Annotated in this window: 8 protein-coding genes; 3 read left to right on the top strand and 5 right to left on the bottom strand. The window is 65.3% G+C overall.

What is annotated here, in order from left to right; all coding sequences use genetic code 11:
* Nucleotides 1-197: 197 nt before the first annotated feature.
* Both KF886_20055 and KF886_20050 read right to left on the bottom strand, forming a co-directional pair.
* Nucleotides 198-1,244: a metallophosphoesterase gene (locus KF886_20055; protein ID MBX3179656.1), complete on the bottom strand. Its 1,047-nt coding sequence runs from the start codon at nucleotides 1,242-1,244 to the stop codon at nucleotides 198-200.
* A 47-nt stretch (nucleotides 1,245-1,291) separates the two neighbouring features.
* Nucleotides 1,292-2,149, bottom strand: coding sequence for a hypothetical protein (locus KF886_20050; GenBank protein ID MBX3179655.1), 858 nt, complete (start codon nucleotides 2,147-2,149; stop codon nucleotides 1,292-1,294).
* A gap of 137 nt (nucleotides 2,150-2,286) precedes the next feature.
* Between KF886_20050 and KF886_20045 the strand changes: the two genes are divergently transcribed.
* The 3 genes from KF886_20045 (at nucleotide 2,287) to KF886_20035 (ending at nucleotide 8,838) form a co-directional block, all read left to right on the top strand.
* Nucleotides 2,287-4,302: a DUF3604 domain-containing protein gene (locus KF886_20045; GenBank protein ID MBX3179654.1), complete on the top strand. Its 2,016-nt coding sequence runs from the start codon at nucleotides 2,287-2,289 to the stop codon at nucleotides 4,300-4,302.
* 72 nt (nucleotides 4,303-4,374) lie between these two features.
* Nucleotides 4,375-5,739: a 50S ribosomal protein L11 methyltransferase gene (locus KF886_20040; protein ID MBX3179653.1), complete on the top strand. Its 1,365-nt coding sequence runs from the start codon at nucleotides 4,375-4,377 to the stop codon at nucleotides 5,737-5,739.
* Nucleotides 5,740-6,465: 726 nt separating this feature from the next.
* On the top strand, nucleotides 6,466-8,838 hold the full coding sequence (locus KF886_20035) for a hypothetical protein (protein MBX3179652.1): 2,373 nt from the start codon (nucleotides 6,466-6,468) through the stop codon (nucleotides 8,836-8,838).
* Between the two features lie 665 nt (nucleotides 8,839-9,503).
* On the opposite strand, the gene KF886_20030 is transcribed toward KF886_20035, so the two are convergent.
* The 3 genes from KF886_20030 to KF886_20020 are packed head-to-tail and all read right to left on the bottom strand — an operon-like array spanning nucleotide 9,504 to nucleotide 13,540.
* Nucleotides 9,504-11,084: an acyl--CoA ligase gene (locus KF886_20030; protein ID MBX3179651.1), complete on the bottom strand. Its 1,581-nt coding sequence runs from the start codon at nucleotides 11,082-11,084 to the stop codon at nucleotides 9,504-9,506.
* 26 nt (nucleotides 11,085-11,110) lie between these two features.
* Nucleotides 11,111-11,989 carry a MaoC family dehydratase N-terminal domain-containing protein gene (locus KF886_20025; protein ID MBX3179650.1) on the bottom strand — a complete coding sequence of 293 codons (879 nt, stop codon included), beginning with the start codon at nucleotides 11,987-11,989 and terminating at the stop codon, nucleotides 11,111-11,113.
* Nucleotides 11,990-11,998: 9 nt separating this feature from the next.
* Nucleotides 11,999-13,540 carry an SLC13/DASS family transporter gene (locus tag KF886_20020; GenBank protein MBX3179649.1) on the bottom strand — a complete coding sequence of 514 codons (1,542 nt, stop codon included), beginning with the start codon at nucleotides 13,538-13,540 and terminating at the stop codon, nucleotides 11,999-12,001.
* Between the last annotated feature and the right edge of the window lies 1 nt (nucleotide 13,541).

Here is a 13,541-nt window from a genome sequence, read left to right as displayed (position 1 = left end):
GGGACGGCAGGGACGGCAGGGACGGCAGGGACGGTAGGGACGGTAGGGACGGTAGGGACGGCAGGGACGGCGGACGGTAGGGACTACAGGGAGTACAGGGACTACAGGGACTACAGGGACTACAGGGACGGCCCTTCGGCGGGCTCAGGGACCGGTGGGGCGGCCTTTTGGCGGGCTCGGGGAGCGTGGTGGGGTTGTTATTGCTGGAAGTTGTGCTGGATGGTGAATTGGTGGTTTTCCCTGCCGGGGACGCGCGGGGTTTCTTCGACGAGGGCGTTGCGGGTGGTGTCCCAGGTGATCACCTGGATTTCTCCTTGCGCCGGGTGGAAGCGGTAGATGCGGAGGGGGCCGCTGGAGGTGTAGTCGCTGAGGAGGGCGTGGACGGTGTTGCCGGCGTCGCCGTTTTTGGGGAGGTACATGGCGGTGGTGCGGCTCTGGTCGCCGGAGAAGATCAGGAGGAGGTTGGGGTGCTTGCGGTAGAGCTTGTCCCAGAGCTGTTTGGGGGTGTTTCCGCGCTCGCCGTGGCATTTGGACCAGCGCATGCGGCCCTTGGGGTCGTCGATGTAGCCCTGGTTGTCTGCCGGTTTTTCGCGGGGGCCGAGGTCCATATGGGTGCTGACGAGGGCGACGCGGCTTGGATGTTGCCGGAGGAGATCGTCCGCCCAGGCGACGACGTTGTCCGGCGCGTTGCATTCGAGGTGGAGGATGATGAAATCGAGGCCGGCGGCGGAGAAAAGCTGGTAGCTGTTGGCGTTGTTTCCCGAGTGGCCGGGGCGGTCGGGGTCGCCCTCGAAAGCGCCGCCGTACCACGCGAAACCGGCAAAGCGCGACGCGGGGAAGTAGCGCTGGAAGAGCGAGGAATCGCCGGCGGCGGTCATATCGTGGTTGCCGACGACGATGCCGTAGGGGACGCGGCCGTGGAGATGGTCCATGTGCGCGCGCGCGACCTCCCACTGGGCTTCGACGTTCTTGTCGACGATGTCGCCCACGTGGGTCACGAAGGCGATGCGCTGGGTGTCGATGTTGTCCGCGATCCAGCGGGTATGGGCCTCAAAGACGGGGTTGGTGACCGGGTCGGCGCTGTCCGGGGTGGCCTTGGTATTTGCGCCGCGGTAGCCCTGGGTATCCGGGAGGACGACAATGCTGAAGGAGCCCTCCGGCGCGGGGTCGAGCGCGGCGGCGGCGAGCAGCGGGGCGAGCGCCAAGGCGAGGGCGAGGAGGAGCGGTATGCGGTGATGGAGCATGGGGGCGGGTCCTTGGGTTGGTGGCCGTGGTTAACGGGGCGGGCGCGTCAATATTGGGCGAGCCGCTCTTCGAAGGTATACGCATTGAAGTCGTGGATCAAGCGCGGCGGGGCGAGTTCCTTCGCGTTTCGGATGGCGCGGCGGTAGAGGGCGCCGGCTTCCGCATACACGAGGCGGTCGTCGACCCAGTCCGCCCAGCGCCATTTGGGAAAGGTGAGCGTATCGCCGGTTTCGTTGATCAAGGCGTGTTCGTCCCAGTAGACGCCGGTTCCCTGGGGGCGCTTGTTGCTCGCGTTCGCGTGGCAAAGCTTCTGGAGGGTCCAGCCGTGCGGAAGTCGCCGCTCGAAGAGGGTGATGCGGTCGGAGGCGCGCTCGGAATCCAGCGATACCAGTGTCCATCCATCGCGTTGCAGGCGGTCGTAGTAGACGGTCAGGCTTTCCCATCCATAGCGGGTCGAGGGCTCATAGAATGGCTTTCGCTTTACGTCCCGAGACAATTGGAGCGGTTCATGGCAATCGCCGCCATCCACCCAGAAGCTCCGGTTGTCGAGAAAGAGTCCGCCGCCCTGCCAGCAGTCGCCCTTGGCGAGGAGTGTTTCGGCCTTCAGCCAGGGCGCGCGCGCGACGGCGGTCCAGGCGCCCTGGGCTTCGTCCGACCAGCGTCCGTTCACCGCGAAGTAGATCCAGTGCTTGCCATCGGGGGAGAGATCGGCGCGGCGCTCGTGAATATAGCCTTTCATCCACTGCCCGAGCACGATGGTATCCGTCCGGCGGTTCCAGGAAAAGGTCGCCACGCGCTCCGCGGGCCCGCGCCGAATCACCAGGCCCACGGGGGCATTGCGCGCGATGAGGACGTGCAATCGCGCGGGAAATCCGGTGGCTTTTTTCGGGGTGTCGGGCTGCATCGGGCGTGCCTGGCTCCTCTTCGCTGGTGGTCCAATTTCAGCGAGTTTAGCACAGTTTTTGGCGGGTTTGAATTGGGTCGCGCGCGCATGTAGGGTTTAGTGGAGCGCTTGAGCCGATTTACATGAAAGGAAGACCCATGCGATCCGCCACCCTGTTCGTTGCATTGATGTGCCTCAGCCTGTTCGCCGCCGCCCAGGAGGTTCCCGAGCCGGTGATGGTTCCCGAGGCGTGGGTGGATCTGGGGGCGGCCACGGCGGCGCCGGAACAGGGAATTGCGGGGGAATACGGGACCTGGACGATCACGTACACCGTTGGCGCGGGCGGCATCGCGGCGGGCGGCGGGATCCGGGTGCAATTACCGGACGAATGGCACGCGGGCCCGCGGAACTCGGCGTTGCGCCTTCAGACGAAGGACCCGAAGGCGGACAACTATGTTACCGCGAGCGTTTCGAACGAAGGGGCGACGGTTCGCTGTATCGTGGAGGACGAGCGGGACAACGAATTGATCAAGCATGCGAAAAAGAGCCTCGACGGGCGCAGCGAGCGTTATGTCTTTGTGGTGCGCGTGCTGGTGACCGCGGGCGCGCTTGCGGAGGGCGACACGATCCGGGTGGTGTATGGCGATACGTCGGGCGGGAGTAAGGGCTACCAGGCGGGGGCGGTTTCGGTGTTGCCGATGCCGGTGCTGGTGGCGCTGGATCACGACGGGGACAGCCATTTCGAAAACGTGAGCCGGACGCCGTACATCGAGACGCGATCCGGCCAGGCGGTCTACGCGCAGATCCACCAGCCATCGACGGCGGCCGCGGGCGCGCCGATCACGTGCCGCGTGGCCATGCTGGACAAGGAGTTTAATCCCGCGATGGGTCCGGCGACCTTCAAGCTGCGCTATCCCGAGGGGATGACGGGTCCGGAATCGGTGAGCATCTACCGCGATCACGCGTGGGCCGAGTTCGAGGTGACGCCGGAGCGCCAGGGCGTCGTTCGGATTGCGGGGGTCTGGGAGGAGGAGGGCCGCGAACTGCTGGGCAACCCGACGGAGGTGCTGGTTTCGCTGCCGGAGCGGCAGCTGTACTGGGGGGACCTGCATTCGCACACGAGCTACAGCTGGGACGGGGTGGGGCGCGACGCGTTCAACTACGCGCGCTACACGACGAGCCTGGACTTCTACGCGATGACGGATCATTCGCAGGAGCCGGATCCGGGCTGGAACCGGGGCCTGAACACGTTCTACTGGCCGGAGTACGTTTCGCTTACGGAGGCCTACTACGCGCCGGGATCGTTTGTGACCCTGCACGCCTACGAATGCAGCTTCGGGCCGCCCTACGGCCACCACAACGTGTACTTCCGCGGCGGGCCGGGGGCGCTGATCAACCCGCAGACTTCGACTTTGCCGGCGCTGTGGGACGCGCTGGAGGCGGGCAACGCGCTGACGATCCCGCACCACACGGGGAAATTCCCGAAGGGGGTGGAGTTTGATCTGGTGAACGACGAGCTCCGCCGGAACTTCGAGATGTACTCCGGGCACGGGCTGAGCGAGGTGTACGACCCGAGCCACCCGCTGGCCTTCGAACAGAGCGACTTTACCAGCGACTCCAGCAGCGCGGAGGGCGCGGTGAACCTGCAGGATGTGTGGCGTCTCGGGCTCAAGCTTTCCACGATCGGGGCGTCCGACGATCACCGGGCACAACCGGGGAACGCGATGTATGGCCTGGCGGCCCTGCGCGCCACGGCCCTGACGCGCAACGACATCTTTCAGGCGCTGTATGACAAGCATACCTACGCCACGACGGGCGCGAAGATCATCCTGTATTTCGACGTGAACGGGACGCCGATGGGCCAGACCGCGCCGCCGAGCGACGCCGCCCGGGTGCAGGTGCGCGCGCATGGCACGGACGTGATCGAATGGGTGGAGGTGCTGCGGCTGCTGCCCGGCGAGGAGAAGTTTTCGGTGGTGCAGCGGTGGGAGCCGAAGACGCTGGATTTCGAGGCGAACTGGGAAGACCCGGATGCTAAGGTGGGCGCGATCTACTACGCGCGGCTCCGCCAGCAAAAACTGGTGTACAAGCGCGTCGCGCAGGCGTGGTCCTCGGCGGTGTGGATCGGCGCCGGGGGCGATGGGAACGGTCGGGTCGCGCGGCTGGCGGATTGATCGTGCGGGTTTTGGGTTTTGGGTCACGCAAAGGCGCGAAGGCGCAACGGGTGTTTACCTGGAGGGCAGGCTATGCGGTTGCTGGCAGGGGTTACGGTTTTCTGTGTAATTGTTTGCCGATGGGTGACGGCGGAAGAGGAGAAACCGGCGGAAACTTCTGAGCCTGTTCGCAGGTCGGTCCACTTCGTTGGCGGCCCAATCTATTTTCTGCCTACGCCGCCCGAAATTGTTCGGGAAATGCTCTGGCTGGCCGATGCGGGCCCGGAGGATGTTGTCTACGACCTCGGATCCGGGGATGGGCGCATTGTCATCGCGGCCGTCCGGGATTTTGGGGCGAAGCGCGCGGTGGGCGTGGAGCTGGATCCGGCCCTGATCAAACAGAGCCGAGAAAATGCGGAACATTCGCACGTATCCGACCGCGCCACCGTCCGTGAAGAGGATTTGTTCACAAGCGATTTCAGCGACGCAACCGTGGTGACCTTGTTCATTGGGCACGGCCCCAATGTGTCGCTGCGCGCGCGCCTGTTCCAATTGCTCCCGCCCGGAACGCGGATTGTTTCCAGCCAGGCCGGCATGGGGGAATGGAAACCGAACAAGGAACTGACGACCTTTCAGACCCGCGTCGGGATGTGGGGCACGATGGCCCCTCAGTTTCCCGGGATTACCGACGTTCCGAGCTATTCGGAGAATGCCTGGGGCATGAACATGCGCAGCAAGACCTTCTTATGGGTCATGCCCGCGCCGGTCGCGGGCGTGTGGGTCACGGAGATCCAGACGTCTGCCGGCCGCCACGAATTGCGCCTGTACCTTACGCAACGCCTATCGGATGTGACCGGCAACTTTGAGGTACTGGGCCAGGCACCGCAAACGGGCCGGGTCGAGTTAGATATCTGGGGAGACCGCGTGCGGTGGCAGTGCCAGACCCAATCCGGACAGTACGGAAAGTTTCTCGTCGACTTTGAGGGGCGCGCCCGCGGCAATACGATGGAGGGGCGGGTCAAGGTGGAGGAGGACCGCTACACGGACAGCGCGTATCGCTGGGAGGAGGAGCGGTCATTGACTCGGGAGGCAACGGATCTTGAGGGCACCTGGAGTTTCGTTCATCCGGACGATCAACGGTCGCTCGAATTGACTGTCGAGCATGGTGATGGGGGGACAAGAGCCAACCTGTCGGACGGTGACCAGCGCGTTGAGATTCAGGACTTCTATGATTTTGGCGGCGGTTTCTATTTCACGTATTTATATAGCGATTGGGGTAGGGACACGAAACTAACAGGGAACCCTGGATGGCTTATAGGCAAAGCGCATGTAGCTGGAGATACCCTTACCGGTGAAGTTCGTTTCTATCGGGCTTCACATCGGTTCAACGGCGACAAGGGCGTGAAGAAGGAGAAGCTGCAGACTGAGACGTGGTCGACGGAGCGAGTACGCAGATAGCGGGATCCTGGTGGTCCTGGTTGAGCGTGGCGCGGCGGTTTTTTGGGTTACGCGACGGCGCAAAGGGAGTCTCCCTGGAGGGCAGGCGATGATGAGGTGATGCGCTATCCGCCAGGGCTGACGATGGACGGCGGCTTCGCCGCCTGGCAGGCGGGGACGCCCTCCACGGCGCGTCTTCGACCTGCGCTCCCAGCCTCTGACGCTTCCGTTTTTACACGTGCTGTAGCTTGGTTTGCATGAGGCAGATCTGGGGGTGTCAAGGTGTGCATTTTCGGATCAGGCGATGATGGGGCGGTGCGGCTTCCGTGAAGGATGACGTGCTGCTCCTGGCTGTCTGTCGGTCAGTTGACGTTTCGCACCTTCAATTCGTAACCGCCTTGGGCGGAGGTTCGAAAACGAAGACGTAGCGAAACCGGTTGACGGATCTCCTCACCCACAAGCTGATAGCCGCTTGAAGCGGCCCGCTTGAGGGTGGCACCCCCATGGGGTCTTGGGGGGTGCGAGAGGGCTTTGAACGATTGTCGAGCCGTGTTTTTCAGCAGGCTTCGCGGCGGCGCCACGGCGCTTGGGGGTGGCGCCCGTGGCTCGCCTTGGGATTTCCGTGCGGGCGGTAGTGAGGCGTTCGCCCAGTTAATTAAAGACGCACTCGCCGCATGTTATTCTTCTACCCTGGCGAAAGGGATTCTTATGAGACTTCGATGTACAGCGCGGAATAGGCGTGCCGGCTTGCTTTTCGTTCGAATGCGCGCAATCGCTGCTGTGAGCGTGAGCCTGATCCTTGCGTCGTCATTCGTGCATGGGCAGGAATCCGCCGATCCCGAACCCGAGCGCCTGGAAAGCGAAGAGCAGCGCGCTACCGGGACGATCGTGGTGGCAGAGCCCGGGCCCTACGCGGCGCGGCTCGATGCGGCGTTGCGCGAGGGGCGGGATGTGTGGGGCGAGGCGCTGATTGCGGGGGGCGGGGCGACGTATGACGGGATAAAGGATTTGCTGCGGCCTCTGTTTTACTCGACGGGCCACGCGTATACGGAACGGGGTGTTCACAACCTGCTCTGGGGGGAGGACGGGGGCGATCCGCCGTATGTCATTCCGCTGGCGGACGGCAGCCGGATCGCGGCGAATGTCTACCAGAGCGAGGACTACCTGGCGTGGCATGTGGGGCCGGACGGCGAGGCCTTTGGCAGCGATTTGGCGCGGCTGGAGGGTCCCGCTCTCGCGGAAGGGTGGCTGCCGGTGCTTCAGACGGCCTACACCGACCAGGCGGGGAACCGCTACGCGCAGGAGAGCTTTGCGGGCCGGGCGCCCGGCGGCGGCGGACTTCTTGCGTGGATCCGGCTGCGCGTGGAGGTGGGGGACGGCGAAAATGGCGCGGTGCTGCGCGCGCGGTTCGGCGATGACGCCATGGAACGCTTCCGCTATGTTGTTTCGCCCGGCGTGGCGCCCGCGGAGGAGGATGCGGACTCCCTGACGTGGCGGATGGGGCCGGGAGAGCACACGCTGTATGCGGTGTGGTCGCCGGAGGGGCCGGTTTCGCGCGAGACAGCGCTTTCGAAAGCGGATTACGCGCGGGCCCGCGATGCCATGAAATTGTACTGGGACGGGCGGCTCGCGCCCGTGCTCCGCTTCGACGCGCCCGAGGCGATCGTGATGGACGCGCAGCGGAACCTGCTGATTCAGAACCTCATCATGCGGTGGCGCTACTCGCTGGGAGCGGTGGTGTACCACGGGAGCTTCTACCAGCCGGAGAGCAGCGACGCCGTGCAGACGCTGGGCGAATTCGGGCATCCGGAAGCCTACCGCGACGGCCTGGCGGCCTTGCTGGACATGACCAAGGGCCAGGACTACTACATCAACTGGGAGCGCGGCGAGAAGCTTACGCACGGCGCGCACTATTACTATCTGACGCGGGACGCCGACTTTATCCACGCGCACACGGAGGCGTATGTGGCGATATGCGAGGCCTTTCGCGCGCAGATGGAGGCGGATCCGCACGGCCTGCTGATGAAGCAGCGGCAGTGCGGCGATATACCCGAGGTGGCGTACTTCATCTTTCACCAGACGCTCGGCTGGCAGGGGATGCGCGACATGGCGGAGGTGTGGCGGGCCATCGGGCGCGAAGATCTTTACGAGACGTGGCGTCCGGTTGCGGACCGGCTGAAGGCCGCGATTGACGACGGGATGCGCGGCGCGGTTCAGCCGCTGGAGGATGGGTCGCTCTTCGTGCCCCGCGCGCTGTACCTGGAGGAAGCGGCCTATCCGTTTATCACGGAGACCAAGACCGGGAGCTACTGGAACCTGGTGATGCCGTATGCGTTTGCGTCGGGCTACTGGCCCCTGGATGGTCCGGAGATCGGGCGGATCCTGGACTATATGCACGGTTACGGCGGGCTTTTTCTGGGGTTGCTGCGCTTCAACTATTATCCGACGCCGATTGGGGCGTATCGGGCCGATGGGTTGCCCGGCTACTACACCACGGGCGACGACAACGTGTATCTGCCAAGTTACCTTCGTGTGCTTGCGGCGCAGGACGATGCGGACCGGCAGGTGCTGAGTTTCTACGGGAAGCTGGCGCACGGGATGACGCGGAACACCTTTGTGGCCGGGGAGGGATCGACGATTGGCGCGCGTCCTGGCGTGGCGTACCGATCGTGCTACGGGACGCCCTCGAGCGCGAACAACACGGCGTTTCTGCTGAACCTTCGGCTGATGCTGGTGCGCGAGTCCTTCAACAGCGACACGGGCGCGCCGGAGGGGCTGTTTCTGGCGCACGCCACGCCGCGGGAATGGCTGGAGGACGGCAAGGTGATCGCCGTGGACGGGGCGCCCACGTGTTTTGGGGCGGTGAGTTATCGGATTGTGTCGCGTCTGGCGGAGGGGCGCGTGGAGGCGCGGGTGACGCTGCCGGATCGCGATGCGGCTTCGGTGATTCGGCTGCGGTTGCGGTTGCCGGCGCCGTACCGGATGGCAGCGGTGACGGCCGGCGGGGAAACGGTTGCGTTTGAGGCGGATAGCGGCACGATTGACCTGAGCGGGTATTCGGGGGAGGTAGTGATCGAGGTTCGGGTGGAGAACGCGGGCGATGTGGGGGCGGGGGGATGAGCGAAGGGGGGTATGATACGGGCTTTCAGCCCTGTTGCGGTTGAGGTGGGGTGATCCTGGGCCGTTGGCCCAGGCTGGTATGACTTGCGCCGTTGGCGCGTTGGACCGGCGGGACGGCTATCCTACGTTATTCGCAGACAGGAATGTCTGCGTCCCTGTTGCGCCGTTGGCGCGTTTGACCGCCGGGACGGTTATCCTACATTGGACAGCTCGGACTGCTATCCCACGTTATTTGCAGACAGGAATGGGGGCGGGGGGATGAGCGATGGGGGGTATGATACGGGCTTTCAGCCCTGTTGCGGTTGAGGTGTGGTGATCCTGGGCCGTTGGCCCAGGCTGGTATGACTTGCGCCGTTGGCGCGTTGGACAGCCGGGACGGCTATCCTACGTTATTCGCAGACAAGAATGTCTGCGTCCCTGTTGCGCCGTTGGCGCGTTGGACCGGCGGGACGGCTATCCTACGTTATTCGCAGACAGGAATGTCTGCGTCCCTGTTGCGCCGTTGGCTCTTTGGACCGGCGTGATGGCTATCCTACGATGTTCGCGGACACGAATGTCTGCGTCCCTGTTGCGCCGTTGGCGCGTTGGACAGCCGGGACGGCTATCCTACATTGGACCGCCGTGACGGCCATCCCACATTGGACCGGCGGGACGGCCATCCTGCGTTATTCGGTGATCAATTGGCGGAGGGCTACTTTGTTTACCTTGCCGTTGGGGAGGAGGGGGAGGGAGTCCTGGATGGTGAAGCGTTTGGGGACCTTGAAGTTGGCGAGGTGTTCTTTGCAGTGGGCGCGGAGTTCCTCTTCGCCGGCCTGCTGGCCGGGCTTGAGCATAACGAAGCTGTGGCCGACTTCGTCGTAGAGGTCGTCCTTCACGCCGAGCACGGCGGCGAAGAGCACGGCGGGGTGCATTTCGATGACTTCTTCGACTTCGCGCGGGAAGACGTTTTCGCCGCCGGTCTTGTACATTTCGCTGCTGCGTCCGGCGAGGTAGATGTAGCCGTCTTCGGCGATGCGGCCGAGGTCGCTGGTGTAGTACCAGCCGTCGCTGTCGAGGACTTCGCGGGTGGTCTTGGGGTTGTTGAGGTAGCCTTTCATGACGCTCGGCCCGCGCACGGCGAGTTCGCCGACTTCGCCGGGGGCGACTTCCCGGCGGTTTTCGTCAACGACCTTAATCTCGAAGGGCGGGACGATGCGGCCGACGGAGCGGGCCATGCGGTCGTTGTCCTCGTCGCCGGTGGTGTAGGTGACGAAGCCGCAGAGCTCGGTGGAGCCATAGCCGGTAAGGAGGCGCGCGCCATTGGTCGCGGTGATGCGCTTGAGCACGTCGAGGACGAGCTGGGGGACGCCCGCGCCGCCCCAGACGAAGGCCTGGACGTGGCTCCAGTCCATATCTTTGAATTTCGGGGCCTGGAACTGGAGGAGGAACATGGCGGGGACCTGGCCGACGAGGGTGACCCGCTCGCGCTCAATGACTTCCAGGGAGGCCTGCGGGTCGAAGCGGTCCATGAAGACGAGGGCGCTGCCGCCCATGACGCCGCCGAAGCCGAGTTCGACGTCCGCGGCGACGTGGTTGATGGGGAAGTGGATGAGGAGACGTCCGTTCTCGCCGATGCCGAAGTAGCCGAGTTCCGCGCGGATGTTTTCGATGATGGCGCGGTGCGTCTGCAGGACGCCCTTGGGCTTGCCGGTGGAGCCGGAGGTGTACATGAGGAGGACTTCGTCGGAGTCCTGGATCTCGGCCTGGCGCGCGGCGAAGGCGTCGTCGAGTTCGGGGCGCGGCGTATCGAGGTACGCGCGGTAGGCGTCGAACGCCGGGTGTGGCGTTCCGATGACGAGGATCTTCCGGATGGACGGGTACTCCTCGACGAAGGTGAGGCCGGCCTCGACCAGGTCAATGCCCATGTACTCGTGGAGCGTGATCAGCAGGGACGGCTGGCAATGGCCCACGATGTAGCGGAGCTCGTCCAGCGTGAACTTGGGGGAAAGCCCGACCCAGGTGGCGCCGATGCGGGAGGCGGCCATGAAGGAGATGATGAACTCCGGCCGGGCCATGGAGACCATTGCGATGCGGTCGCCCCGCTGCACGCCCGCCGCCAGAAAAGCCCGCGCGGCCTTCTCCACCTCCGCGTCGAACTCGGCCCAGGAGAGGCGCTGGTCTTCAAACACCAGCGCCTCGTCGCCGCCGTTTCGTTCGGCCCAATAAGAGACGTAGTGCCAGAGCAGCGTGCATTCGTGTTCCTGCATAAAATCCTTCTTTCCAGGGAGTCGGTTCAGCCGGGTTCGCGGAGCACCGCGCGGGCGTCGCGGATGGCCTGTGCGCCGTCGGGGGTTTCCACGTCAAAGTAAATGGTCTTGCCCGCGTTTTCAAGTTGGGCGCCGTGAACGCGGAGGGTAATTTCGGTTCCGGGGAAGACCATGCCGCGGAATCCGGCGTGTATTTCGGCGAGGGCGGCGGGGTTTCCTCCCGCTTCGCGATTCAGTATTTCGCGGGCGGCGAGGCCGAGGGTGGCCGTGCCCTGGTAGATGGGGCCGGGGAGGCCGACTTGCCGGGCGAAGGCCACGGAGGTGTGGATGGGGAAGACAATATCCGCGCAGGCGTCGTAGATATGCGCGGCGAGCGGGTCAATGGGGAGGGCCGTTTCCCAGCCGGGTTCGAGCGAGTCCGGGCGGGTTTCGAGGGGCGGTGCGTGACCGCTGCCGCCGTCTTCCAGGGCCACGCCGCGCAGGAGGCCGGTGATGTGTTCGGTGAACACGGGGGCGCCGGTGCGGTCCGCCGCGTCATAGCGCACGGCGAGCAGCGTGCCGGCGGGGTGGGGCCGCATGCCCGCGATCTCGCCCTGGATGGTAAGGCAATCGTCGGGGCGCAGCGCGCGGTTCCACACGATGGATTCATTGTAGTGTACCTGCATGGCGCGGGCCTCCGGGGGGAAGCCGGTCTCGCCCCACCAGGTTTCGAAATCGGCGGAGAGCGGCCAGGTGAGCGCGACGGCGAGCATGGGCGGGGCGAGGATGCCGCCGGGGCGTTCGTCGTCGAAGTAGGCGGGGTTGGCGTCGTTGAGCCCGGCGGCGTAGTTCATGGTTTGCCGGGGGGAGAGCGCCACCGTGTACGGTTTGCTCCGGGCCCCGGTGAATCGTGATGGGATTTGCATGGGACGTCCTTATTCCGCCGCCGGGCTCAGGGTGGCCCACGCGGGCATGGCGTCGAGGTCGATGGCGAAAATCGTGCTTCCGAGCGTAAAGATGCCGATGGTGACCAGGGCGACGGCGAGCAGGTTGAAGACAAAGCCGGTGCGCGCCATGTCGAGCATTTTGACGCGGTTCGTGCCGAATATGAGGGCGTTGGGCGGCGTGGCGACGGGGAGCATGAAGGCGAAGGAGCAGGCCAGCGTGACGGGGATGATGAGGAGGAAGGGGTGGACCTGAATGGCGACGGCGAGGGCCGCGATCACGGGCAGGAGCATTTCGGTGGTGGCGGCGTTGGACGTGAGCTCCGTGAGGAAGGAGACGGCGAGGCAGAGGAAGAAGACGAGGGCGACCGGCGGGAAACCGGCGAGGCCGGTCATCTGTTCGCCGGCCCAGGCGGCGAGCCCGGAGGTTGAGAAGCCGGCGGCCAGGGCGAAGCCGCCGCCGAAGAGGAGCACGATATCCCAGGGCAGGGCGCGGGCGGTCTGCCAGTCCATGATGCGGGCGCCGGGCCGCGAGGGCGCGGGGAGCACGAAGAGGATGAGCGCCAGGGCGGTGGCCACCGTGCCGTCGCGGAGGTAGGACGGCTCGGGAAAGAGGGCGGACCAGCCCGGGATGGCGAGGGACTCGGTCTGGATGCCTTCGCGGGTGAGCCAGAGGAGGGCCATGGCGGCGAAGACGGCGAACACGGCGCGTTGCTCGAAGGTGACGGGCCCCAGGGCGCGGTATTGCTCGCGGATGACGGCCATATCGACCCGGAGGCTGGCGGAATCGCGCAGGTACATGCTTCGGAGGACGGCCCATAGCGCGGCGAGCATGAGGAGGGCTCCGGGTAGGGCAAAGGCGAACCAGGGGGCGAAGGCCATCGGGGGCGCGCCGGGGAAGATCCGCTCGGTGATGACGACCATGGAGAGATTGGGCGGTGTGCCGATGAGGGTGGCGGTTCCGCCGACGCTGGCGCTGTAGGCGATGCCGAGGAGGAGGGCGGTGGAGAAGCGCCGCACAGCGCGCTCCGGCCCGCTTTCCTCCAGGCGCACGATGAGCGAGATCGCGATGGGGGCCATCATCATGGTGGTGGCGGTGTTGGAGATCCACATGGAGAGGAAGAAGGTGGGCGCCATGAACCCGAGCAGCACGCGCGACGGGCGCCCGCCGAAGAAAAGCAGGATGCGGAGCGCGATGCGGCGGTGAAGGTCCCAGCGCTGCATGGCGAGGGCGACCAGGAAGCCGCCGAGGAAGAGGAAGATGATGTCGTTGAAGTAGTAGCCGGGGACGTCTTTTCCGGACATGACGCCGAGCGCGGGGAAGAGGACGACGGGTAGCATGGCGGTGGCGGCGAGGGGTACGGCGGTACTGAGCCACCAGAGCGCCATCCAGAGGGCGACGGCGGCAGTGCGCGTTACCTCGGGATGGCCGGGGGACAGATCGCCGAAGGCCACGAGCGCGGCGGCCGCGGCGGGGGCGGCGATGAGCATGAACACGCGAAACGGCCCGTTCGCCTCTTCCTGATCGCGCATG

Source organism: Candidatus Hydrogenedentota bacterium (genome assembly GCA_019637335.1).
Classification (GTDB): domain Bacteria; phylum Hydrogenedentota; class Hydrogenedentia; order Hydrogenedentales; family JAEUWI01; genus JAEUWI01.
This window is presented reverse-complemented; position numbering and strand designations above follow the sequence as displayed.

Excerpts from the sequence above, each read along its gene's own strand:
- KF886_20020 (MBX3179649.1), bottom strand. The coding sequence starts at position 13,540 with ATGCGCGATCAGGAAGAGGCGAACGGGCCGTTTCGCGTGTTCATGCTC.
- KF886_20055 (MBX3179656.1), bottom strand. The coding sequence starts at position 1,244 with ATGCTCCATCACCGCATACCGCTCCTCCTCGCCCTCGCCTTGGCGCTC.
- KF886_20040 (MBX3179653.1), top strand. The coding sequence starts at position 4,375 with ATGCGGTTGCTGGCAGGGGTTACGGTTTTCTGTGTAATTGTTTGCCGA.
- KF886_20045 (MBX3179654.1), top strand. The coding sequence starts at position 2,287 with ATGCGATCCGCCACCCTGTTCGTTGCATTGATGTGCCTCAGCCTGTTC.
- KF886_20050 (MBX3179655.1), bottom strand. The coding sequence starts at position 2,149 with ATGCAGCCCGACACCCCGAAAAAAGCCACCGGATTTCCCGCGCGATTG.
- KF886_20025 (MBX3179650.1), bottom strand. The coding sequence starts at position 11,989 with ATGCAAATCCCATCACGATTCACCGGGGCCCGGAGCAAACCGTACACG.
- KF886_20030 (MBX3179651.1), bottom strand. The coding sequence starts at position 11,084 with ATGCAGGAACACGAATGCACGCTGCTCTGGCACTACGTCTCTTATTGG.